Here is a 23,474-nt window from a genome sequence, read left to right on the forward strand (position 1 = left end):
AACGGAACGGCAAAGCGAAGCGATTTCAATGCCTTTCGTTGTGGAGAGGGGATGCTTACATTCGCCCCAATCGCTAGCCAAAGGACGCCGCATGCCTGACATGACCCCCGCGCCGCGCCGGCGCCCGCTGTGGCGCCTCTTCATCATGCCCGTCTTGCTCGTCGTCGCCGCCGCGGCCTGGAGCGCCTTCTGGTTCTATGCCGCCTCCGAAGTCGGCGTGCGCGCCGATGTGTGGGCCGCTCGGGAGGCGCAGTCGGGCCGCGTCTATGCGTGCGGCAAGCGCTCGGTGGCCGGCTTCCCGTTCCGATTCGAAGTCAGCTGCGAAGATGCCAGCGTGTCGCTGGTCTCGCAAACCGCGGGCGGGCAGGCTCGATTCACCGCGCAACTCGGCGAGATCATGGTGATTGCGCAGATCTACCAGCCGAACCTTCTGATCGCCGAATTCAAGGCGCCGGCAACGCTGTCCGATAGCGGCCAGCCGCCCTCGATGAGGGTGAACTGGAGCATCGGCCAAAGCAGCGTGGTCGGGCTGCCCGACAATCCGCAGCGCGCCTCCATCGTGTTCGACAATCCCTCGATCGATCGCATCAACGGCCCGGTCGCGACGCCGCTCGCCCGCGCCGGCCGCGTCGAGCTGCACGGCCGCCTGGCCGAGGGCTCGGCGAAGAACAATCCCGTGATCGACGCCGCGTTCAAGATAGCGGGCGGCAGCCTGCAGGAAGTTCATCCGGTGCTCGCAGCCACGTTCGATGCCGATGTTGAAGCCAAGCTCACCGGCCTAAAGGATCTTACGCCAAAGCCATGGCCCGAACGGTTCAGGGAGCTGCAGGCGGCGGGCGGCCATGTCGAAATCGTGCGCTCGCGGATCCAGCAGGGCGATCTGGTCTCGGTGGCGGCGGGAACGCTGCACCTGAATGAGCAGGGGCGGATCGACGGCGAACTGCAGATGACGGTCGCCGGGATCGAGAAGGTCGTTCCGCTGCTTGGCATTGAAAAAATGCTGGAGGAGGGCGTGCCGCAGGCGACGCTGGATCGCGTTGCGCCCGGCGTGAAGACCAAGGATCTCAACAATCTCTTTGGCGCGCTCGACAAGGCGATTCCGGGCCTCGGCAAGGTCGTCAAGCAGAACGCCAATGCCGGCGTCACCGCCGGGATCAACGCGCTCGGCAAGGACGCGGAGCTGGAAGGCAAGAAGGCGCGCGCCTTCCCGCTGCGCTTCGTCGACGGCGCGGTGTTTCTGGGACCGATAAGGGTCGGGCAGGTGCCGCCGTTGTTTTGATTGGCTGAGCTTCGTAGCCCGAAGAGCGCAGCGACATCCGGACCGCTCTCACACCGACCCGGATATCGCTGCGCTCGTCCGGGCTACAAGGTGGCTCGCAAGATCAACTGACCGTGCTTTTGCCAGCGTCGGGATCGCCGAAGCGTGATAGGTGGTTTGGTCCGTGACGGGAATGTTGTGCTGAAATCCCAGTCCTGTTCTCCGACGGCCCTCATCGATGGGCCGACAGTGAGGAGAGCAGAATGACCACGATCCGCTTTATTGGCACAGCTACGGCATTGTCCTTGTTGGCCGTGTCTTCCCCCGCCTCGGCGCAGCCCGTGATCGATGAGCCGGGAATGTTCGCGTTCTTTCATCCCAACGGCGATCTCGGCATCGGATCGGCACGACCGCGGATCGAGGCGCAGGCAATGGCGCCGCGGATCGTGATGCGACATCCGATCCACGCGCTTCCCGTGAAATTGCGGAAATAGCGTGCGGTGCCCGCCATCTTGATCCGCAGAAAGAATGGTGGGCACGCTTCGCTTTGCCCGCCCTACGATTTTCTCTCTGGCCCGCTCACTCCGCCTTCTTCAGCGGCGGGTGCGGCCGGCCGAAATCGGCGGCGGCCGAATCCTGGCCGATCTCGACGATGCCGCGGCGGATGGCGCGGGTGCGGGTGAAGTGGTCGAACAGCGCCTCGCCGTCGCCCCGCCGGATGGCGCGGGTCAGCTTCGACAGATCCTCGTTGAAGGTGCCGAGCATTTCCAGCACGGCTTCCTTGTTGCTCAAGAACACGTCGCGCCACATTGTGGGATCGGACGCCGCAATGCGGGTGAAATCGCGGAAACCGCCGGCGGAGAATTTGATCACTTCCGACGAGGTCACCTGCGCCAGCTCATCCGCCGTGCCGACGATGGTGTAAGCGATCAGGTGCGGCAGATGGCTGGTGATCGCCAGCACCAGGTCGTGATGGTCGGGCGTCATGGTCTCGACCTTGGCGCCCATGCCGGCCCAGAACGCGCGCAGCGCCTCGACCGCCATCGGATCGGTGCCCTCGGGCGGGGTAAGGATGCACCAGCGGTCGATGAAGAGCTCGGCGAAGCCGGAATCCGGTCCCGAATGTTCGGTGCCGGCCACGGGGTGCGCCGGAACGAAATGAACGTGCGAGGGCAGATGCGGCGCCATCTCGCGGACGATCGCGCCCTTCACCGAGCCGACGTCGGAGACGATCGCGCCGGCCTTGAGGTGCGGCGCGATCTCCTGCGCGACTGCGCCGCAGGCGCCGACGGGGATGCAGAGGATCACGAGGTCGGCGTCCCTGACGGCCTCCGCGTTGGTCTCCAGCACATGGTCGACAATCCCGAGTTCAACCACCCGCGCGCGCGTTTTTTCCGAGCGCGCGGTGGTGACGATTTCGCTGGCGAGACCTTGCGCCCGCGCCGCGCGCGCGATCGAGCCGCCGATCAGGCCGAAGCCGATCAGCGCGACGCGCCGGAAGATCGGTGCCGCGTTCATTTGGCCGCCACGAAGTCGCGCAAGGCATCGATGACGAGGCGGTTGGCCTCCTCGGTGCCGATGGTCATGCGCAAAGCGTGCGGCAGGCCGTAATTGTTGAGCGCCCGCAGCACGAGGCCTCGCTTGGTGAGGAACGCGTCGGCGTCGGCCGCGGTCTTGCCCTTCTCATTGGGAAAGTGGATCAGCACGAAATTCGCCACGCTCGGCGTCACCTTCAGCCCGAGCTTGCCGATCTCTTCGGTGAGCCAGTTGCGCCACTCCTCGGTGAACGCCTTCGACTTCTGGACATGCGCGGCGTCCTCGATCGCGGCGACCGCGGCCAGCATTGCCGGCGTCGAGACGTTGAAGGGGCCGCGGATGCGGTTGACGGCATCGACGATGTGGGCCGGGCCGAACATCCAGCCGATGCGCAGCGCCGCCAGCCCGTGGATCTTGGAGAAGGTGTGCGTCATCACGGTGTTTTCAGTGGTCGCCACCAGCTCCAGGCCGAGCTCATAATCGTTGCGCGAGACGTAGTCGGAATAGGCGGCATCCAGCACCAGCAGTACATGCCCCGGCAATCCGGCGCGCAGCCGCTTGACCTCGTCGAACGGCACATAGGTGCCGGTCGGGTTGTTCGGGTTGGCCAGCCACACCAGTTTTGTGCGTGGCGTCACCCGCGCCAGGATCGCGTCGACGTCGGCAGTGTAATTGGTCTCGGGCGCGACGACGTTCTTGGCGCCGTTCGCCATCGTGGCGATCGGGTACACCAGAAAACCGTGCGTGGTGGAGATCGCCTCATCGCCCTGGCCGAGATAGGTGTGCGCCAAAAGGTTGAGGATTTCGTCCGAGCCGGCTCCGCAGATGATGCGGTTGGGATCGAGCCCATAGGCGCGGCCGATCGCCTCGCGCAGCACCCTCGAGGTTCCTTCCGGATAGTCCTCCAGATGCGCCACCGTCTGCTTGTAGACTTCCATCGCCTTCGGCGACGGCCCGAACGGGGTCTCGTTGGCGGACAGCTTGAACACCTTGCGGCCCGGCTCCGGCACCGGCGACTTGCCGGGCGTGTAGGGCGCAATATCGAGAATGCCGGGATTCGGCACGGGGCGGTTCATCTTCAACTCCGGAAATGGCGGGGCGGTGAGTTAGGGCTTGGCCGACCCGCTCGCCGGCACCGTATAGCGCGTTGCGTGGCTGCCGACGAGGGCCGAAGAGCGCACCGAGGCGCCGGCCTGGATCAGGGCAGCCTTGATCTTCTCGAATCCGGTGCCCGCATCCGACACCAATAGTGCCGCGCCGTCGAAGGCGGTATCGGGCACCGCGACGATTTCGGCGAGCGGCGCCACCGCGCGGGCGATGTCGGCGTTCCACCCGGAGACGCGCACGCTCCAGGTCTGCACTTCCGTCACCATGGCATCGTCGGCGACCCGGGAGATCACGAAGACCGGCAGGGCGGCCGGATGATCGGCGCGTTCGAGGAAGGGCAGGCGGGCGATGATCTTTGGCGCGCCGTCCGTCTCGAGCAGATTCCACCACGGGGTGCGGCTGGAGATCGCCGAGACCAGCGCCAGATCGCCCTTCGATTTCGCCACCGCCTCGACCGCGACCTGGGCGCTGAAATGGCCGACATAAGGCACGACAAAGCCGAAATGAAACCGCGCCGAATCCCGCATCGCGGACTCGCCGACTGAGACATCGGCATGCACCGAGAACGGCGCTTGAACGTAAGTGAAAGTCGAGATGATGACGCGCCAGATGCTCTCGATGGTGTCGAGCGGCAGGATGCCGCGATGGCGCTGCACGAGCTCTCGCATCATGCTGGCCTCGCGCGCGGGCCGGAATGCGGAGCCGACCTCCTGGGTCTTCTTGACCTGGATCAGGCGGTCGATGATGTCGCCGCGCGCCATCAGGAGGCGATGGACCTGCTCGTCGATCGCATCGATCTCCTTGCGCAGTTGTTGCAGCGTGGGCGGGGCCGGGGGAGCGTTGGACATGTCAGAAACCTTCACGCCGGATCGATCCAAAACGTCGGCAAGCGTGCCCATTGCTTAGAAAAGACGGCCGCTGAAAGCAAAGAGAAACGGCGGGCCCGGCGCGGCTGCAACCCGGTTAACCATGGGCGTGCCTTGACGAAAAGCCCGCCAGCGACTAATTTTAAGCCATTCCGTGGTCATTTGAGCCGGCCGGCTTGCAGCCACGTTAAACAACTCGCTAAACAGGCCGGGGACAGAGTTGATCCCGGCCGAACCTTTGTTCAGGCCGGGTTTTTTATGGCCTGTTAAGGGCCTCCGCGCGGAGGCGGATGGCACGTCATGGCAAACCTGCATTCGATACCAAGCCCGTCGATCCAGAGCGAGGACCGTGCGCACGAGGCCGACCATCCGACGTCGCTGCTGGCGACGTTCGGCACTGAGCAGCCGCTGCGGCTCGATTGTGGCGTCGATCTTGCGCCCTTCCAGATCGCATATCAGACCTACGGCGAGCTCAACGCCGATCGCTCCAACGCCATCCTGATCTGCCACGCGCTGACCCTCGATCAGCACGTCGCCAACGTGCATCCGCTGACCGGCAAGGCCGGCTGGTGGGAGATCATGGTCGGTCCGGGCCGGCCGCTCGATACCGAGAAATACTTCATCATCTGTTCGAACGTGATCGGCGGCTGCATGGGCTCGACCGGTCCGGCCTCGACCAATCCGGCCACCGGCAAGGCGTGGGGCCTGGATTTTCCCCTGATCACCATTCCCGACATGGTGCGCGCGCAGGCCATGCTGCTCGATCGTCTCGGCATCGAAACGCTGCTCTGCGTGCTCGGCGGCTCGATGGGCGGCATGCAGGTGCTGCAATGGACGGCGGCCTATCCGGAGCGCGTGTTTTCGGCGATGCCGGTTGCCTGTGCGACGCGCCACTCGGCGCAGAACATCGCGTTTCACGAGCTGGGGCGGCAGGCCGTGATGGCCGATCCGGACTGGCATCATGGGCGCTATTTCGAACAGGACACCCAGCCGCATCGCGGGCTCGCGGTCGCGCGGATGGCCGGACACATCACCTATCTCTCTGACGCCGCGCTGCACCGCAAGTTCGGCCGTCGCATGCAGGATCGCGATCTCCCGACCTTTTCGTTCGACGCCGATTTTCAGGTCGAGAGCTACCTGCGTTATCAAGGCTCGTCCTTTGTCGAGCGCTTCGATGCCAACAGCTATCTCTATCTGACGCGCGCGATGGACTATTTCGACATCGCCGCCGACCATGATGGCGTGCTGGCGAAAGCCTTCACCGGCATCAAGACGCGGTTCTGCGTGGTGTCGTTCACCTCGGACTGGCTGTTCCCGACCTCGGAATCGCGCGCGCTCGTGCATGCGCTGAACGCGTCGAGCGCACGGGTGTCGTTTGCCGAGATCGAAACCGATCGTGGCCACGACGCCTTCCTGCTCGACGTGCCCGAATTCTTTGACATCACGCGCGCGTTCCTGGAATCGGCCGGCACCGCGCGTGGCCTGAAAAATGGTGGTTGATCCGATGGCACTTCAGGACCAGACGCTTCCCCTGCCGGGCATCGTTCCCGACCGCACCGGCAGCGACCGCACCGACCATCTCTTGGTCGCGAAGATGGTCGAGCCGGGCTCGCGGGTGCTCGATGTCGGCTGCGGCGACGGCGAACTGCTGCAGCTATTGGAGAGCCGCGGCATCGACGGCCGCGGTATCGAATTGTCGCGCGAGGGCGTCAACCGCTGCGTCGCCAAGGGCCTTGCGGTGGTGCAGGGCGACGCCGACACCGACCTCGTCAACTATCCCGACGACGCCTTCGATTACGTGATCCTGTCGCAAACGTTGCAGGCCACGCGGCAGCCGCGGGCGGTGCTGGAAAACCTGCTCCGGATCGGCCGGCGCGCCATCGTATCGTTCCCGAATTTCGGCTTCTGGAAGATGCGGCTGCAGCTCCTGATCGGCGGCCACATGCCGCGCACGGAGAATCTGCCGGCGACCTGGTACGACACCGCCAACATCCACTTCTGCACCATCAAGGATTTCGTCGAGCTCTGCGACGAGATCAACGTCAAGATGGAGCGCGCGGTCGCGCTCGATCTCTACGGCCGCCCGGTGCCGCTGAACCTGCCCTGGTGGGTCTGGAACATGTTCGGCGAGCAGGGCGTGTTTTTGCTGAGCAGGGGCGGGAAGGGGAAGTAGAGAAAGCGTGCCGCAACGGCAGTCCACTCCCTCTCCCGCTTGCGGGGAGGGCTGGGGTGGGGGTGTTCCACATAACGCGCTCGTCGGGTGGAGAGAGCCCCCACCCGCAAGCGGGAGAGGTGCACTACCGCTGACGCTAGACTACCGCCTTCACCATCGACCGCGCATCCCGCACCGGCCATCTCCCGGCCTCGACCAGCGCAATGAACCGCTCCACCATCTCGTTGAACAGCGCCGGCTCCTCCAGATTGAGCACGTGCCCCGACTTCGGAAAGAACGACAGCCCGGCGGCCGGCAGGTGCTTCTTCAAGAACAGGCTCGGCCCGACGCAATTGTCGTCCTCGTCGCCGCACAGGATCAGCGCCGGTGTCGCCACGCGCCGGATCGCCTCCGTCATGGTGTAGATCGAGGGACGCTTGCCCTGAAAGCTGCGCATCGTGTTGGCCGAGCCCTTGGCGTCATGCCGCGCCAGCGCGGCGTAGAAGTCGGCATGGCCGCGCGGATCCTTGAGCAGGAACGGAATCCGGCTCGGCGCCTCGCGCGTCACCTTGGCAACCTCGACCGAGCCGATCGCCTCGTACTGCTCGGCATTGGCGACGCATTGCTCGCGGAAGGTGTCGAGGTTGTCGAGGTCCGAGCCCGAGCCCACCGCGGCGAGCGTCATCGACCGCGACCGCGCCGGCGCGTTCAGCGCGACCTGCAGCGAGGAATAGGAGCCCATCGAGAGGCCGACGAAATGCGCCTTGTCGATTCCGAGGTGATCGAGCACGGCAAGTGCGTCGGTGTAGAAATAATCGTAAGTGTAGACGTCTGCGGTATCAGGCACGTCGGAGGGCGTGTAGCCGCGCGCCGAATAGGCGATGCAGCGATGGGCGCGTGAGAAGTAGCGCATCTGCGGCTCCCAGTTGGTGTGGTCGGCCGCGAACTCGTGCAGGAAGATGATCGGCGTGCCGCTTCCGGCCTCCTCGAAGTAGAGGCGGACACCATCCCTGGCGATTGCGTGGGGCATTTCGTTTTCCTCATCATTTTCTTGTTTTTACGCAACTTCATTACGCAGCGAGCTCAGAAGATCGCAATTAATTTTCGGGGCTGCAATACGGCATGAAAGGTCCATTTTCGCCACGGAATCCACGTGGAATCACCCCGAAATTGTTATCCCGCTGCCACATGAAATCTTCCTCTCGTCACATCCCGCAATGCAAAACGCCGCCCGCGTTCGTTCGTAGACGAACGCAAGGGGAAGGTGGGGGTGTTAAAGAGGACCAAGTATGAGTCAGTTGTTTGTGTTTCGCCGGTCGGTTCGTTTCATCGCACTGGCGCTGTGTTCGGCTTCCATCTTCGTATTTGTCTCTCCGGCTTCAGCAAGACCACACCACGCAGGGCGACATGCCCGCGCCTATCACGCTGGCCAGTACAAGCATCACGCCTATCGCCACCATCGCCATGCGCACAAGATGCAGCATGAGGCGTCGCCGATGCAGGCCGGCGGCTTCGCCGAATTCAATCCGAGCTACATGCCGGGCGGCACCCCGATGACGGTACCCGCCGGCGTCGGCTCGCAAAGCGTCGCCGATGCGCGCGCCGATCGCGCCAGCCGCCGTGCGAAGGCGCGGCACGAAGCGCGCCCATCGCGCTGGGAGCGCGCCGTCGTGCAGATGAATGCGCGCGGGCTTGGCGATGCCAACGCCAGCGTCGCGCCGAATGCAACGGTGACGCCGACCGGCGGCGCGATGGCCTCTGGCTACGGCTCCTCAGGTCTCGTCTCCGAAGCGCGAAAATATCTCGGCGGCAACCCGACCGGCCGCGGCAGCCTGTGGTGCGCGCGCTTCATGAACATGGTGCTACAGCATTCCGGCTATCGCGGCACCGGCTCGGACATGGCGAGCTCGTTCGCGAAATACGGCCAGCGCGTTTCCGGCCCGCAGGTCGGCGCCATCGCCGTGATGTCGCGCGGCCGCCGCGGCGGCCATGTCGGCATCATCACCGGTATCGATGCCAAGGGCAATCCGATCATGATCTCCGGCAACAACGGCAACCGCGTCCGTGAAGCCCCAGTCTCGCGCGGCCGGATTTACGCCTACGTCATGCCGACGAGCTGATCGACGGCATCCGCAGCTGAAGCGCGATGACGACTAGATCGCATTGCGCTTCATGCCGCTATCGGTCGCGTCAGCGCGCGCGCGCCCCCGAAGCGGCCGCGCTTCGACTTAGCGCGTCGATGCGCTTGGCCTCGGCGACGTCGGCAAAGGCGCGCTTCAGGTCGCCCAGGCGATGGAAGACAATGGCGCGATTGATGTAGGAATCTGACAGGCCGGGATCCCTATCGATCGCCAAGTCGAAATTGGCGAGCGCGATGTACAGGTCCCCGCTGCGATACGCCAAAATGCCTCGCTCCAGATAATATCGGGCGTCCTTGGTCTCGGCCTCGCGTGGCGGGGAAGCATGGGCGCTTGCGGAATCGATGCCCGTTGTCGCTGCAGGCGCGGTGCCGTCCGGTTTGGCCGGCGCTTCTGCGTCCGGCAGATTCACGCCGGCACCGGCGACTGCAAGCTGGTCGCGCCCGGAAGCCTCGGTCACCTGCGGCGCAGCGACGGGCCGCCCGTCGACAGGCTTGAACAGAAAGTATCCTCCAACAAGCACGGCCGAGACCGCCGCACTCACGATGGCGTCGACGGCCAGCCTGCGGATTGCGCCAGGGAAGTTGCTGCGCTTTGGCTCCGGGTTTTGCTGGCGGCATGCGACTTCTAGCAGTCGGTCGTAGGCCGCTCGTTGCTGCTCGTCACTCAGAATGGCGTTGGCACGGACGATCCGTCTGAATCTCTCTGCGGCTTGCTGGTCGCCGGGATTGACGTCGGGATGGCTTGCCTTCGCAGCCTTACGGAATGCAGCTCTCAGATCGTCCGCATCGTCGTCTGGAAGCGCTCCCAGCAAATCGTAAAGAGTTGTCATTACTGCTCACTGAAATGCCGATGCGATCAGATAAAGATTAACCATATGGGTCGACGCCTCAATCAATGCGTAACCAGCGGAAAAAGCCCCACCGCAAGAATCGTGAAGGGCTCGAATGGCGAAACCAAGACGAAACGAAGGAGGGCTTGCGCCTCGCAGGCGTAGGCAAAATGCCAGCTAAGGTGGACGCTGATGGATCAATCTTGCTTAGATTGTGAAGCAGGCGGGGCAGCCGTGAGCTCCCGCCCGCGCCGATTATGGGGTCTTCGATGACGGGCTATCGAGCCCTTCTTCGCTGCGGGACCGGCTCGATTTCACATGTGCTGGAGCTCTGCAGCAGAGTGAGGCGCTCGCGCGCGGCCTTCTCCGCATCCAGGTAGCACTGCCGTTCGTACTCGACCTTCAAGTGGGCCCATCCATCCGGATCGGCGGTCTTGAGGTCGGACCGTTTGAACTCGCAATCGGGGGCGGGCTGCGGCGAGAGCAATGCCGGATCCGGCCGCCGGATTTTAGGTTCGGCATAACGAATTGGTTCGGAGTATCGACGGGGACGCAGGGGAGTTCGGCTGGGAAATGCCTTGCTGTCGTGCAGTGCTGGACCTATTTCATGTTGCGCCGGATTGCGCGCGCATCCGGCAACCGACACCGAACACAAAATGACGCCGATCATCAGAAGCCTTGTCGTCAGAAGTCTTGTCGTCAGAAGTCTTGGCGCACGCGACTTCAAGCCGGCGGCATCCGGCTGCTCGCCTGCTTGTTCGCAACAATCCTGAAAACGAAGCGCTCCGCCCGGGATCGCCATGCCAATGATTTCCGACTAAACGCGGCAACCATGAACGGAAAATTTGAATCGAATTCTAATAATCACGATGAATCAAATCTAAACCGAATTCATTTCGTGGTCTCGATGCCTGGAACAAAAGAATGCAGGAAGTCCTCACGCCTTCGCGGCGCCGACCGTATCCGCCATCTTCGCATCCCGGGCGCCGAGCGGCTTGTCGCCGCCCTCGGTGGTGTCTTCGGCGGTCTGGTGCTCGATTTCGGCATTCAGTTCGGCGCCCATCAGGATGACGATCGTCGACATCCACATCCACATCATCAGGCCGATTGCCGCGCCGAGCGAGCCGTACGTCGCGTCGTAATGCGCGTAGTTGGCGAGGTAGAAGGAGAGCAAAGCGGAGCCGGCGATCCAGGCAACCGCAGCGAACACGCTGCCGACGGTGATCCATTTCCACTGCGGCGCGCGCCGGCTGGGCGCGAAGCGATAGAGCACGGCCAGCGCCAGCAGCGTCAGGACGACGAGCACCGGCCAACGGCCATAGCGAATAATTGCCTCGGTCACCGCGCTGAGGCCAACCGCCGACAGGATGAGCGGCAGCGCGACGATGGCGCCGATCGCGACCAGCACCGCGACGATGCCGCCGAGGGTAAAGGTTAGCGAGACGGCATTGAGTTTGAAGAAGCCGCGTTCCTCCTTCTCCTCATAGGCGACATTGAGCGCATCAATCATCGCCTTCATACCGCCGTTGGCGCTCCAGAGCGCCAGTAGGAAGCTGAAGGCGAAGGCGGATCCGAGCTTGATGTCGCCCTTGGAAAGCACGCGATCGACCTGCTCCTTGACGATGTCCATCGCGCCGCCGGGCAGCATGGCCCCGAGCGAGGCGAGATGCCCGTTGACGGTTGAGGCATCGGCGAGCAGGGCATAGCAGGAGACCAGCGCGGTGATCGCCGGGAACAGCGCCAGCAGGCCGTAGAAGACGACGCCGGCGGCCACCGCCAGCAGCCGGTCCTCGTTCATTTCCTGGTAGGTGCGCAGCAGGATGTCCTTCCATCCCTTCCACGGGATCTGCCATGGGCTCACGGCGTGCCGTCCCCTGTTACCTTCTCGTCCATCGCCTTTCTCGTTGGGGTGCTCGGAGCGTGAAGCCGTCGATTCCGATGCCGAGGCGCGGGGATCTTGTTGCGGATCGAGATATCTCACGTTAGGCATGGCGCCGCTCATTGAAGGATGTCATCCGTCAATCCTTCCGGCTCGCTCCTGTTCCTCGGCGATCGACCTTCTTCGCGGCTCGTGGTAGCCCGCGCGAGATGAAGTCGCCGCGGGGCGCTGTTCCCGCTACGGGTTATCACCGCGCTGCAAAATGATTTGCTTTGCGCGCAAGCCCCTTTGACGCAGCAGGCCGCGACCAATTGGCTCGACAGGCAAATCACTTCTGATTTTCGGAATTCGTGTCAAGTCCATAATTTCTGGTAATCAGAAATATTCCGCTTCCGTTTCCCCCAAATCAGGGGCATAACTGCGTCCGTCTCACCGCGGGATGAGGGGCGTTGGCCATCGTCACTGACGCGCGGCGAGATGCGATGGACGCGGAGGCCATGACAGACGAGTATGGCTGACGCGTACGGTCAAGTCGTGTGGTTCTGGCGCCGTGGTGCTGGCGTTAAGTCCGAAGGGCGCGAAAGCGTCCCAAAGGGCGACGGAGGCAAAAGAGCCGTTCTCCGGGGAGAGCACGAAGTAAGCCGTAAAGCCATTGCGCAGGGAAGGCCGGGATGCTCTCGCCGAACCTGTATGCTCGTGTGCAGCTTTTGCTAATGCGCATAATGGCACACGAGACCGCGGGTGCGGCGCGCACCCGGTCTTCCCTGCGCCCTCTGATTGGAGAGGGAGGGCGAACGAGATGCAAACCTCGGGCAATTCGTGTTGCGAGAATGCGGCCTCATATTCGGTCGCCGTCCTCCGCGAACGCGGGAATCCAGTAATCCGAGATGCCAGTGATTGAACCGATGAGCCGCGGCGTACTGGATCCTCCGCCTGAGCCTGTCATCGGGCGCGCATTCGCGCGACCCGGTGGCGGAGGATGACGGTCGTGTGTCGCTGCTACAACCTACAACAACGCCGCCTGTTCTGCCGCGATCGTGTCGCCCGCAGCAATTGTGCCGCCGGTGATCACGTCGGCATAGATGCCGCAGTCGCCATGACCGAACCGGCGTTGCAACGCCGGCGGAATGGCGAGGTCGCGCTGGGCGGTATCAGGATCGACATTGACGGCGGCGCAGCGGACGATGCGCTTGACCACCTTCAGGCGGACATCGCCGATCGAAAGCGTCCGGTCGAGCAGGTCGAACTCGTGCCAGGCCGGCCAGCCCTCGACATAGAGATTGGCGCGGAAGCGCAGCGGGTGGACCGGGGCGCCGACGATATCCTCGATGGCGCGGACGCTGGCGAGGTTGATGATGGAGACGACCTTGCGGGCGACGTCCGAAAAACTGTGGCCGGGGCTTTCCAGGAGCTTCGGCGGCCCCTTGATCTGGCCGGCAAAGGCGGTGGCAAAGAAGTTCTCGATTGTCCCCCGGCCCTCGGCCGTTGCCAAATTGCCCTGGGCGGCGACCTCGCCATTCCGGCGAATCGTCAGGACCTGGCTGGCGTCATCATAATGGGTGCGCAGACCAGCCAGCCATTCGTCCCGCATCAGCATCAGGAAGTGCGGTTTCGCCAGCCATTTCGGCTCGGCCGGGTCGAAGCCGGATGGGCCGTTCTCAATGGCGTAGCGCCGGTCGGCCAACAAGGTCTGCCCCGGCTTGAGTTCGGCCCGGGGCAGCTGTTCCGGGGTCAGGCCCTTGACGGGGTAGCGGTAGATATCGGCGATCTTGGCGGGGGAGGTGTCTGTCATGCGGCTTCTTAAGGGATTCCCTCACGCTTCGCTACCTCCGCGAAATTGCCATGGGGGCCTCTTCCGTTTCGCCGGGTAGTGCCCACATTTGCATCAAGCCTGAAAACAGGGCGACGACCCGCGGCCGCTTGAGGAAAGTCAATGCGGTCCGCGTACCCCCCAATGAAGATGCCGCAATCATGCCTCAGGGGTGATGGCGGTAGGCCGAGGGAATCAAAAGATGAATATTGAAAAATACACCGAGCGTGCGCGCGGCTTCATCCAGTCTGCGCAGTCGCTCGCGATCCGCGATGGGCACCAGCAGTTCTCGTCGCTGCACGTCCTCAAGGTTCTCCTTGACGACAGCGAGGGCCTGGCCGGCGGTCTGATCGACCGCGCCGGCGGCAATTCCCGCGCCATCCTCAAGGCGACCGAAGAGGCGCTGAAGAAGCTGCCAAAGGTCTCGGGCAGCGGCGCCGGGCAGATCTATCTTGCCCCCGACATGGCGCGCGCCTTCGACGCGGCGGAAAAAGCCGCCGAAAAAGCCGGCGACAGCTTCGTCACGGTCGAGCGGCTGCTGCTCGGCCTGACGCTGGAAAAGAACGGCGAGGCCGGCAATATCCTGAGCAAGGGCGGGGTCACGCCGCAAAACCTCAACGCGGCGATCGAAAGCCTGCGCAAGGGCCGTACGGCCGACAGCGCATCGGCCGAAAACGCCTATGACGCGCTGAAGAAATATGCCCGGGACCTCACCCAGGCGGCGCGCGACGGCAAGCTCGATCCGGTGATCGGGCGCGACGAGGAAATCCGGCGCACCATCCAGGTGCTGTCCCGCCGCACGAAGAACAATCCGGTGCTGATCGGCGAGCCCGGCGTCGGCAAGACCGCGATCGTCGAGGGGCTGGCGCTGCGCATCCTCAACGGCGACGTGCCCGAGAGCCTGAAGGACAAGAAGCTGCTGTCGCTCGACATGGGCGCGCTGATTGCCGGTGCCAAATACCGCGGCGAGTTCGAGGAGCGGCTGAAGGCTGTGCTGCAGGAAGTCACCGCGGCCGAGGGCTCGATCATCCTGTTCATCGACGAGATGCACACGCTGGTCGGCGCCGGCAAGGCCGACGGCGCGATGGATGCGTCCAACCTGCTCAAGCCCGCGCTGGCGCGCGGCGAACTGCACTGTATCGGCGCCACCACGCTCGACGAATACCGCAAGCATGTCGAGAAGGACGCCGCGCTGGCCCGGCGCTTCCAGCCAATCTTCGTCTCCGAGCCGACGGTCGAGGACACCATCTCGATCCTGCGCGGCCTGAAGGACAAGTATGAGCAGCACCACGGCGTCCGCATCACGGATTCAGCGCTGGTTGCCGCCACCACGCTGTCGAACCGCTATATCACCGACCGTTTCCTGCCCGACAAGGCCATCGACCTCGTTGACGAGGCATCGGCGCGGCTGAAGATGCAGGTCGATTCCAAGCCGGAAGAGCTCGATCTGATGGATCGGGAAATCATCCGGCTGAAGATCGAGCAGGAGGCGCTGAAGAAGGAGACCGATCTCGGCTCCAAGAGCCGCCTGCAGGCGCTGGAGAAGGAGCTTGCCGATCTCGAGGAGAAATCGGCGGCGCTGACGGCGCGCTGGAGCGCGGAGAAGAACAAGCTCTCCGACGCGCAGAAGCTGAAAAGCGAACTCGACACCTTGCGCATCGAACTGGCCAACGCCCAGCGCCGCGGCGAATTCCAGCGCGCGGGTGAGCTTGCCTATGGCAAGATTCCCGAGCTGGAAAAGCGGCTCGCCGATATCGAAGCCAAGGAGGATGCCGGCGAGATGATGGAGGAGGCGGTTACCGCCAACCACATCGCGCAGGTGGTGTCGCGCTGGACCGGCGTGCCCGTCGACAAGATGCTGGAGGGCGAAAAGGACAAGCTCCTGAAAATGGAGAACCAGCTCGGCAAGCGCGTCGTCGGCCAGGCCGAAGCCGTCCACGCGGTCGCGACCGCGGTACGGCGTTCGCGCGCCGGCCTGCAGGACCCGAACCGCCCGATGGGCTCGTTCATGTTCTTGGGGCCGACCGGCGTCGGCAAGACCGAACTGACGAAAGCGCTCGCGGAATACCTGTTCAACGACGAAACCGCGATGGTCCGCCTCGATATGTCCGAGTTCATGGAAAAGCACTCGGTGTCGCGGCTGATCGGCGCGCCTCCCGGCTATGTCGGCTATGACGAGGGCGGGGCGCTCACCGAGGCGGTGCGGCGGCGGCCCTATCAGGTGGTGCTGTTCGACGAGATCGAGAAGGCGCATCCCGATGTCTTCAACGTGCTGCTGCAGGTGCTCGACGACGGCCGTCTGACCGACGGCCAGGGCCGCACGGTCGACTTCCGCAACACGCTGATCATCATGACTTCTAACCTCGGTTCGGAATTTTTGGTGAACCAGCCGGAGGGCGAGGATACGTCGGCGGTGCGCGATCAGGTGATGGGAATGGTGCGGGCGCATTTCCGGCCCGAATTCCTCAACCGCGTCGACGAGATCATCCTGTTCCACCGTCTGCAGAAGAGCGAGATGGGCCGGATCGTCGAGATCCAGTTCGCCCGCCTGCAGCGGCTGCTCGAAGACCGCAAGATCAGCCTCACGCTGGATGCGGCGGCGCGCGACTGGCTGGCGGCCAAGGGCTGGGATCCGGCTTACGGCGCACGGCCGCTGAAGCGGGTGATCCAGCGCAACCTGCAGGATCCGCTCGCCGAGATGATCCTCGCCGGCGATGTCGCCGACGGCGATCGCGTCGTGATCTCCTCGGAAGGCAACGTGCTGACCTTCAACGGCAAGGCGGCGCAAACCGCCGAGATCGCGCAGTTCGAGACGCCGGTGCCGAAGCGCAAGCTGAACTAGGCAGGCATGAAAGCACGTGGATGCATCCTGTGAGATCGGGGTGCATCCATGCCGTGTTATTGGTCAGGCCTGCTCGGCGGCCGGGCTGCTGCTCGCGCCCCGTTCATCTTCGTCGTCACTTGGATCAAGCTCAGAGAGGATGTCGACGAGTTCACGCACGCGGCCTGTTGCCAGCGGTCTGCCGGCGTTCATCATTGGCTCGTCGTTGGCGAGCCAAGCTTGGGCCTCGGTGAGTTCCTCTACGGTGGCGCCAGTTCCAATGATCTGGGCGATGGTCACATCGTCGGCGGCGCCGACTGCCCTGGCAACGTCCTCACGCGTTAACTGCATGACGACCTCCGTCACTTGGCCATGCGCCAGCCGCCGCGTTGGCTGGCGGTTTTTTGTCCCTCACCATCAACCGGAGACCGGGGGGCGAGTTCCCCCAGCCGCACGTGGTGGCGGCTATTTTTTCGTGACCTTGTAAATCGCGTTCTCGATATCCGACGAGAAGTAAATCACCCCGCTCGATCCGACGCCGACGCCGGTCGGGATGTTGCTCGGCAGGCCGCCCGGCGCCGCCGGCAGGCCGATCGGCAGGTTGGCGGCGATCTCGGTGATCGCTCCGTCCTTCGGGTCGATCTGGATGATCCGCTTGGCGCCGACCTCGGCGACGACAAGCTTGCCGTCGGGGGCAACCGCGATGCCTTCCGGCATCTTGAGGCCCTTGGCGATCACGGTTCTTTCGCCATTGGCCTCGACCTTCGAGACCTGTCCGGCGAACGCTTCGGTCAGATAGACCGCGTCGCCCGATCCGGCGGCGAGGCCGACCGGGCCTTCGAGGCCACCGATCACGGCGGTGCGGTCCTTGCCGTGCTCGCCGCTGGCGCGAACCAGAGACTTTGTGCCGAGCTCGGCGACCAGAATAGAGCCGTCGCTGAGCTTGACGGCATCGTGCGGCGCCTTGAAGTCGTGCAGCATCTCGCGGGTCTTGCCGGTCTTGCGGTCGATCAGCTGCACGGTGCCGGTGAACCAGCTCGACAACAACACGTCGTCGCCCCTGGCTGTCGCGCTCATCGGATATTCCAAGGTCACGCCGTCGGCATGCATCCGGGCCGGCTCGGCGACTTCGCCGGTCGAACCGTCCACCGTGCGGTAGGCAAAGACGTCGGCGACATAGATCGTGTCCTTGCCGCCGTCGGAGACGACGCCGATTCCGCCGGGCAGCGCCAGCTTGCCCAATATGATCTGCTTGGCGCTGCCGGTCTCGGGATCGACCTCCTGGATGCCGTTGTCGGCCATGTTGGAGACGAAGATGCGGTCCTTGTCGTCGATCGCGAGATTGTCGAGCGAGGGCTTTAATTGCGCGACCATCTTCTTGTCGCCGCTCTTCGGATCGACCCGTACGAGCTGGCCGAGCGCGGTGTCGACCACCCAGAGATTGCCCTTGGAATCGAAATTGACCGCGGCCGGAATCTTGAAGCCGTCGGCGACCACGGAGAGCTCGGCCTTGTCGACGTCGACACGGGCGACTTGGCCCTTGAACCAGAGCGGGCCGTATAATTTGTCGTCCGGTCCGAATTCGAAGCCGTTGAGCCCGCCCATTTTCTCCATGATCTTGCGCGGCGGCTTGTTGCCCTCGACGTCGATTTCATAGAGCGCGTCGCCGAGGAAAACCTGCGTCGCGTAGAGCCGCCCGTCCTTGCGGAACGCGAGCGAGTTGATGCCGGGCAGGCCGGAGGCGAGTTTCTTTACCGGCCCATCGCCCTTGCGCGAATAGAGGTCGCCGGTGAGGAACGCGGTCCAGGCCATGGTGCCGTCGGAGGCAAACGCGATGTCGTCGGACATGCCTTCGGGCGAGGGGACGGCAATCTTGGCCGTGCCGTTATCGCGATCGACCTCGTAAAGCGCGGCGCCCGCTACGCTGCCGGCGAACAGGCGGCCGGACTTGTCGATGCCGAGGCCGTGCACGCCATGAAATGCGGAGCCCGGCACCAGCTTGGTCACCTCATAGGTCTGCGCCGAAGCGCCGGCCGCGCTTCCAAGAACGATTGCCGCAACGCTGGTTGCAAGTGCAAGCCTGCTCATCATGACGCTACCTCCCTGAGTGTTTTTATGGGGGCAGTATTTGTCGCAGCGGGCGGTTTGGCAAACGAAACTGTCGGTTGTGGCGCGCGGGCGCCGCCAAACATTTGTCATCGGGCGTGGGAAGCGCGTTCCGGACGTGCAGGGCCGGCCGAAGGCTCAGCTTCCGTGACTTGGCGGCTGCGAGTTAACGGCTGACTTGGCGCGTCTGCGGCGTTGTGCCGGTGACTTCGGAAACCCGCGCCGAATTACCGCGGCTGTTCATCTGGGCATCGAGCCGGTCGCGCTCTTTTTCGAAGCTTGCCAGCATTCCGCCCTCGAGCGAGCGGCCACGCGGCAGCTTGACGCGCATCGGGTCGACGAAGCGGCCGTTCACCAGGATTTCGTAGTGGACATGGGCGCCGGTCGACATGCCCGTCGATCCGACGAAGCCGATAACCTGGCCCTGGCGCACGCGTTTGCCGGGCTCCAGCCCCTTGGCAAATGCCGACATGTGGCCGTAGGCGGTCTCGTAGCCGTTGTTGTGTTTCAGCCGGACATATTTGCCGTAGCCGCCTTCCCAGCCGGCCTTTTCGACCACGCCGTTGCCGGAGGCGAAAATCGGCGTGCCGTAGGGGGTCGCCCAGTCCACGCCGGTGTGCATCTTGGCGTAACCCAGGATCGGGTGGCGGCGGCCGCCGAAGCCCGAGCGCATGATCGCGTTGTTGACGGGCTTGCGCACCAGGAACTTTTTCGCGCTCTTGCCGGTCTCGTCATAAAAGTCGACGACGGAATCGTCGGGGGTCTGGAAGCGATAGTATTTTTTGGTTTCGCCGCCGACCGTCAACGAAGCGAACAGCACCTCGGTCTTTTCGCTGTTGCTGGTGCCTTCGTCCTCGCCGGCGAAATACACGTCGAACGAATCGCCCGGCTGCACCTTGCGCTGGAAGTCCACGTCATACGAATAGATGCGGACCATGTCTTCGATGACGGCGGCCGGCACCTTGTTGCGCAGCGCGGTCTCGTAGATGCTCTGGTAGAGGCGGACGCCGCTGCCGTCATCCTCATCGTCGTCATCATCGTCTTTGCTGGTCGTGACTTCGGCGATGGTATTCATGCTCTGCACGTCGACCGCGACGTATTTGCCGACATCCGACAGCGCCGCGACGGCTTCGACCGTGTTTTCGTTGGCCACGACCACGCGATAGGGCTGCGGCCGGGCGAGGGGCTCCGGGCTGGAGGGGGCCATCAGGATGCGGATCTTCTGGCCTTCCTTCAGGCCGCCGTCACGGCCGCGGGGGCCGAGGGTCAATGCGACTGCGCGCGCCTCATCGGGCGTTGCGCCGAGGTCGCGCAGGATCGAGACGATCGTATCGCCCTTCTTCACGGTGTGGACGCGTTCGCCGGACGGGTTGCCGCCGGTGATCTGGTCCTTGGTCTTCGGCAGCAAAGTGACGTTCTCGGGCACCACGCGGGTCTCGAAGCCGGCATAGGGATCGGAAACGTTGCCTTCGGTGGCATAGGCCAGCTTGAGGTCGGACTGGGCGCCGCTGGCGTCGGCCGCGGCATTGGCCAGTGCCGTGTAGCGGACCCCGCCCGAGCCGCGCCAGTTGGCGGCATCCCGAACCCGCATCAGGACTTCATCGAGTGCGACCACGGCGGCCAGTTTCGCCTTCGGCAGCACCGTCGCGAGGTCCTTGGTTACGAAGGAGACCTCGGCGTCGGGTTCGACGGCCTCGGGATTGTTCGGATCCTCGGCGGCGGCCTGGGTCGTGGTGCCGACGTCGGTCAAAAGGCGCTGGGCATTATAGGGCGGGATCTTGGAGCTCAGGTCGCTCGTCGTCATCGACAGATTGCCGGAAATGCGGGTGAACGGCCGCACCCGCATCACGTCACGGTTTCCAACGCGGGTGGCGGTCGAAACCCGCACCACACTACGTGAAGCCGTGGATTCGCCGGGCGGCGGCAAGCGGTCGCTCTTGTGCAGGCTAGCAGTACGGTCGTTGGCGCCGAACGCGCCGCGCAAGGCGCCTTCGACGCGCTCCGGCACCTTGGCAAAGGTCATTTCGCCGTCGAGCGAAGCAAAAACGGCGCCGCCGATGAGGGCCGCGCCGCACAGACCGGTCAGGATAGTGCCGCTAAACCATTGTACGGAGACACGGCGGCGATCGATCACCGCAGCCTCGGAGCCATCGACGGAGAGCGGCGGCTCGTGACCGAGATCGATGATCCCGGTCTCGCGTCCATAGCCGCTCCCACGTGGCGCCTTCTGGCTCAACCCTGTGTCCCCCCAATTTCCATCGACATCCGAAAGACCTTCGCCCGATCCAGAACCCAGGTTTCCGCCCTTTTGAAGGAAGGAGCGGTTCTGGAACGTGGCATGCCGCACGCACAGTAATTCGGGAATCAGAGGCCAGAAGAAGACCGGCCGGAATCTCGAACGTCAATGGTGTGCAGATCTCTCGAAAGCTTCTCGGCCGCTTGGGAAAGGCGACGGGTTCATCAAAAAATCGCCTGTCCCGGGTAGATGACCACCGGCAGCCCCCACTGGCATTCGGTGATTCATTGCATATCTTGTAGTCAGAACGTCGCAGGATTGTGGCTCAAGTGCGGCCAAAGGCCCGAAACATAGGGACTTCTTGGCGTCGCAAAAAACTTCGAGCTGATGCGACAATTTGTTGACGAAGGGCGTTGACAACCCCGATCGGGCGGGCCTATAACCCGGCCACTGAGCGCGGCGATGCATTGGCCACGAGGCCAAGGCATCTATTCGCGCCCCGGTAAGCTCCTCATTACGATGAGTGACTCAACAGCCGATCCCAATCGGTTGTGATTTGTCGTCGAGTGAGGAGTGCGGGAACCCTCCCTGCGGGGAGGATTGGGGTCTTCGTGATCCCGGGCTGTTTGACAAGTGTAGATGAAGAAAGAGAAACGTGGACGGCGGAGTCCTTGCGTGGTCTCGAATGCTTGAAAACTTCGGTTTTCATCTTCGGGGCCTGGACGAAAGACTTCGGCGGTACACGTTTTAAAGGTTACACCATCGTTGCCAGCGATGTGAATCGTGGGCAGCTCGTCGGCTTCGGCCGGCGAAGAATGGTGGGACCTCGTCAAACGTTGTGATCAGCCGGTTCAAGGTTTCAAGTCCAACTTGAGAGTTTGATCCTGGCTCAGAGCGAACGCTGGCGGCAGGCTTAACACATGCAAGTCGAGCGGGCGTAGCAATACGTCAGCGGCAGACGGGTGAGTAACGCGTGGGAACGTACCTTTTGGTTCGGAACAACCCAGGGAAACTTGGGCTAATACCGGATAAGCCCTTACGGGGAAAGATTTATCGCCGAAAGATCGGCCCGCGTCTGATTAGCTAGTTGGTGAGGTAATGGCTCACCAAGGCGACGATCAGTAGCTGGTCTGAGAGGATGATCAGCCACATTGGGACTGAGACACGGCCCAAACTCCTACGGGAGGCAGCAGTGGGGAATATTGGACAATGGGCGCAAGCCTGATCCAGCCATGCCGCGTGAGTGATGAAGGCCCTAGGGTTGTAAAGCTCTTTTGTGCGGGAAGATAATGACGGTACCGCAAGAATAAGCCCCGGCTAACTTCGTGCCAGCAGCCGCGGTAATACGAAGGGGGCTAGCGTTGCTCGGAATCACTGGGCGTAAAGGGTGCGTAGGCGGGTCTTTAAGTCAGGGGTGAAATCCTGGAGCTCAACTCCAGAACTGCCTTTGATACTGAAGATCTTGAGTTCGGGAGAGGTGAGTGGAACTGCGAGTGTAGAGGTGAAATTCGTAGATATTCGCAAGAACACCAGTGGCGAAGGCGGCTCACTGGCCCGATACTGACGCTGAGGCACGAAAGCGTGGGGAGCAAACAGGATTAGATACCCTGGTAGTCCACGCCGTAAACGATGAATGCCAGCCGTTAGTGGGTTTACTCACTAGTGGCGCAGCTAACGCTTTAAGCATTCCGCCTGGGGAGTACGGTCGCAAGATTAAAACTCAAAGGAATTGACGGGGGCCCGCACAAGCGGTGGAGCATGTGGTTTAATTCGACGCAACGCGCAGAACCTTACCAGCCCTTGACATCCCGGTCGCGGACTCCAGAGACGGAGTTCTTCAGTTCGGCTGGACCGGAGACAGGTGCTGCATGGCTGTCGTCAGCTCGTGTCGTGAGATGTTGGGTTAAGTCCCGCAACGAGCGCAACCCCCGTCCTTAGTTGCTACCATTTAGTTGAGCACTCTAAGGAGACTGCCGGTGATAAGCCGCGAGGAAGGTGGGGATGACGTCAAGTCCTCATGGCCCTTACGGGCTGGGCTACACACGTGCTACAATGGCGGTGACAATGGGATGCTAAGGGGCGACCCTTCGCAAATCTCAAAAAGCCGTCTCAGTTCGGATTGGGCTCTGCAACTCGAGCCCATGAAGTTGGAATCGCTAGTAATCGTGGATCAGCACGCCACGGTGAATACGTTCCCGGGCCTTGTACACACCGCCCGTCACACCATGGGAGTTGGTTTTACCTGAAGACGGTGCGCTAACCGAAAGGGGGCAGCCGGCCACGGTAGGGTCAGCGACTGGGGTGAAGTCGTAACAAGGTAGCCGTAGGGGAACCTGCGGCTGGATCACCTCCTTTCTAAGGATGATCCTTCAGCTTAGCTTCGGCTAACTATCGGATCGTTTTGGAAACATCAGTGGCCAACAATCGTCAGGATTGTTGAGCTGCATTGGCGGGATTTCGCCGTCTTCGTTTCTCTTTCTTCGCGGACGAACACGCGCCAGGGGCTTAAGCGCTGTGCGATGCATCGGCGCGAGCCGATTACGCGCGCGCATGTCCCTGATCCTCATCGGAGGAAGCGTTAGGGGCTTGTAGCTCAGTTGGTTAGAGCGCGCGCTTGATAAGCGTGAGGTCGGAAGTTCAAGTCTTCCCAGGCCCACCACTTTGATCGAGTGCGGAGCATTCGTCTTCTGGTACGGGGCCATAGCTCAGCTGGGAGAGCGCGTGCTTTGCAAG

At 63.1% G+C, this 23,474-nt stretch carries 17 protein-coding genes, 2 tRNA genes, 1 rRNA gene and 1 riboswitch (1 of these 21 only partly in view); of the genes, 9 read left to right on the top strand and 11 right to left on the bottom strand.

The annotated features are described in order from the left end of the window. Positions 1-91: 91 nt before the first annotated feature. A complete protein-coding gene (locus tag RX331_RS04670) occupies positions 92-1,279 on the top strand; it encodes a DUF2125 domain-containing protein (RefSeq protein WP_317255469.1) in 1,188 nt (395 codons plus the stop codon). Between the two features lie 242 nt (positions 1,280-1,521). Then, positions 1,522-1,752, top strand: coding sequence for a hypothetical protein (locus RX331_RS04675; RefSeq protein ID WP_317255470.1), 231 nt, complete (start codon positions 1,522-1,524; stop codon positions 1,750-1,752). Positions 1,753-1,837: 85 nt separating this feature from the next. Here RX331_RS04675 and RX331_RS04680 read toward each other — a convergent pair whose 3' ends face one another. From RX331_RS04680 to RX331_RS04690, 3 genes are read right to left on the bottom strand one after another with little or no spacing between them, the layout of a single operon-like run. Continuing rightward, complete coding sequence (locus RX331_RS04680; protein WP_317255471.1) at positions 1,838-2,776, bottom strand: prephenate/arogenate dehydrogenase family protein; 939 nt, start codon at positions 2,774-2,776, stop codon at positions 1,838-1,840. After that, on the bottom strand, positions 2,773-3,870 hold the full coding sequence (gene hisC, locus RX331_RS04685) for a histidinol-phosphate transaminase (protein WP_317255472.1): 1,098 nt from the start codon (positions 3,868-3,870) through the stop codon (positions 2,773-2,775). The genes RX331_RS04680 and hisC overlap by 4 nt, the downstream gene beginning before the upstream one ends. Before the next feature lie 30 nt (positions 3,871-3,900). Continuing rightward, positions 3,901-4,749, bottom strand: a complete 849-nt coding sequence (locus RX331_RS04690) for a chorismate mutase (RefSeq protein WP_317255473.1) — start codon at positions 4,747-4,749, stop codon at positions 3,901-3,903. A 162-nt stretch (positions 4,750-4,911) separates the two neighbouring features. After that, a riboswitch (SAM riboswitch) is annotated at positions 4,912-4,991 on the top strand. A gap of 76 nt (positions 4,992-5,067) precedes the next feature. On the opposite strand from RX331_RS04690, the gene RX331_RS04695 reads away from it, so the two are divergent. Together RX331_RS04695 and metW are read left to right on the top strand one after the other, a co-directional pair. Next, entirely contained in the window at positions 5,068-6,267 is a 1,200-nt protein-coding gene (locus tag RX331_RS04695; RefSeq protein WP_317255474.1) for a homoserine O-acetyltransferase MetX, read from the top strand. A 4-nt stretch (positions 6,268-6,271) separates the two neighbouring features. Further along, positions 6,272-6,940, top strand: a complete 669-nt coding sequence (metW, locus tag RX331_RS04700; RefSeq protein ID WP_317255475.1) for a methionine biosynthesis protein MetW — start codon at positions 6,272-6,274, stop codon at positions 6,938-6,940. A 136-nt stretch (positions 6,941-7,076) separates the two neighbouring features. Here the strand turns inward: metW and RX331_RS04705 are convergent, their stop codons facing one another. Further along, positions 7,077-7,949, bottom strand: a complete 873-nt coding sequence (locus RX331_RS04705; RefSeq protein ID WP_317255476.1) for an alpha/beta hydrolase — start codon at positions 7,947-7,949, stop codon at positions 7,077-7,079. A 259-nt stretch (positions 7,950-8,208) separates the two neighbouring features. On the opposite strand from RX331_RS04705, the gene RX331_RS04710 reads away from it, so the two are divergent. Further along, a complete protein-coding gene (locus RX331_RS04710; protein WP_317255477.1) occupies positions 8,209-9,039 on the top strand; it encodes a TIGR02594 family protein in 831 nt (276 codons plus the stop codon). 70 nt (positions 9,040-9,109) lie between these two features. Here the strand turns inward: RX331_RS04710 and RX331_RS04715 are convergent, their stop codons facing one another. The 4 genes from RX331_RS04715 to RX331_RS04730 all read right to left on the bottom strand — a co-directional run bounded on the left by RX331_RS04715 (position 9,110) and on the right by RX331_RS04730 (position 13,560). Further along, on the bottom strand, positions 9,110-9,889 hold the full coding sequence (locus RX331_RS04715) for a DnaJ domain-containing protein (protein ID WP_317255478.1): 780 nt from the start codon (positions 9,887-9,889) through the stop codon (positions 9,110-9,112). A gap of 277 nt (positions 9,890-10,166) precedes the next feature. Next, the gene (locus RX331_RS04720) at positions 10,167-10,691 is read right to left on the bottom strand and encodes a hypothetical protein (RefSeq protein WP_317255479.1); all 525 of its coding nucleotides are present in this window, start codon (positions 10,689-10,691) and stop codon (positions 10,167-10,169) included. A gap of 135 nt (positions 10,692-10,826) precedes the next feature. Beyond that, positions 10,827-11,879, bottom strand: a complete 1,053-nt coding sequence (locus RX331_RS04725) for a YihY/virulence factor BrkB family protein (protein WP_317255480.1) — start codon at positions 11,877-11,879, stop codon at positions 10,827-10,829. 895 nt (positions 11,880-12,774) lie between these two features. Continuing rightward, the gene (locus RX331_RS04730; RefSeq protein WP_317255481.1) at positions 12,775-13,560 is read right to left on the bottom strand and encodes an MOSC domain-containing protein; all 786 of its coding nucleotides are present in this window, start codon (positions 13,558-13,560) and stop codon (positions 12,775-12,777) included. Between the two features lie 220 nt (positions 13,561-13,780). Here RX331_RS04730 and clpB point away from each other — a divergent pair, with 220 nt between their 5' ends. Then, positions 13,781-16,420 (top strand): ATP-dependent chaperone ClpB, encoded by a 2,640-nt coding sequence (clpB, locus tag RX331_RS04735; RefSeq protein ID WP_317255482.1) that lies wholly within the window; start codon positions 13,781-13,783, stop codon positions 16,418-16,420. Between the two features lie 63 nt (positions 16,421-16,483). On the opposite strand, the gene RX331_RS04740 is transcribed toward clpB, so the two are convergent. The 3 genes from RX331_RS04740 to RX331_RS04750 form a co-directional block, all read right to left on the bottom strand. Beyond that, positions 16,484-16,750 (bottom strand): hypothetical protein, encoded by a 267-nt coding sequence (locus RX331_RS04740; protein WP_317255483.1) that lies wholly within the window; start codon positions 16,748-16,750, stop codon positions 16,484-16,486. A 114-nt stretch (positions 16,751-16,864) separates the two neighbouring features. Continuing rightward, the gene (locus RX331_RS04745; RefSeq protein WP_317255484.1) at positions 16,865-18,490 is read right to left on the bottom strand and encodes a hypothetical protein; all 1,626 of its coding nucleotides are present in this window, start codon (positions 18,488-18,490) and stop codon (positions 16,865-16,867) included. 181 nt (positions 18,491-18,671) lie between these two features. Next, positions 18,672-20,741, bottom strand: a complete 2,070-nt coding sequence (locus RX331_RS04750) for a M23 family metallopeptidase (protein WP_317255485.1) — start codon at positions 20,739-20,741, stop codon at positions 18,672-18,674. A gap of 866 nt (positions 20,742-21,607) precedes the next feature. Here RX331_RS04750 and RX331_RS04755 point away from each other — a divergent pair. The 3 genes from RX331_RS04755 to RX331_RS04765 form a co-directional block, all read left to right on the top strand. After that, a 16S ribosomal RNA gene (locus RX331_RS04755) occupies positions 21,608-23,096 on the top strand. A 227-nt stretch (positions 23,097-23,323) separates the two neighbouring features. Further along, positions 23,324-23,400 (top strand) — tRNA-Ile (locus RX331_RS04760). A gap of 35 nt (positions 23,401-23,435) precedes the next feature. Beyond that, positions 23,436-23,474: transfer RNA gene (locus tag RX331_RS04765), tRNA-Ala, on the top strand; it runs 37 nt beyond the window's last position.

The sequence above is a fragment of the Bradyrhizobium sp. BWA-3-5 genome (genome assembly GCF_032917985.1).
Lineage (GTDB): Bacteria > Pseudomonadota > Alphaproteobacteria > Rhizobiales > Xanthobacteraceae > Bradyrhizobium.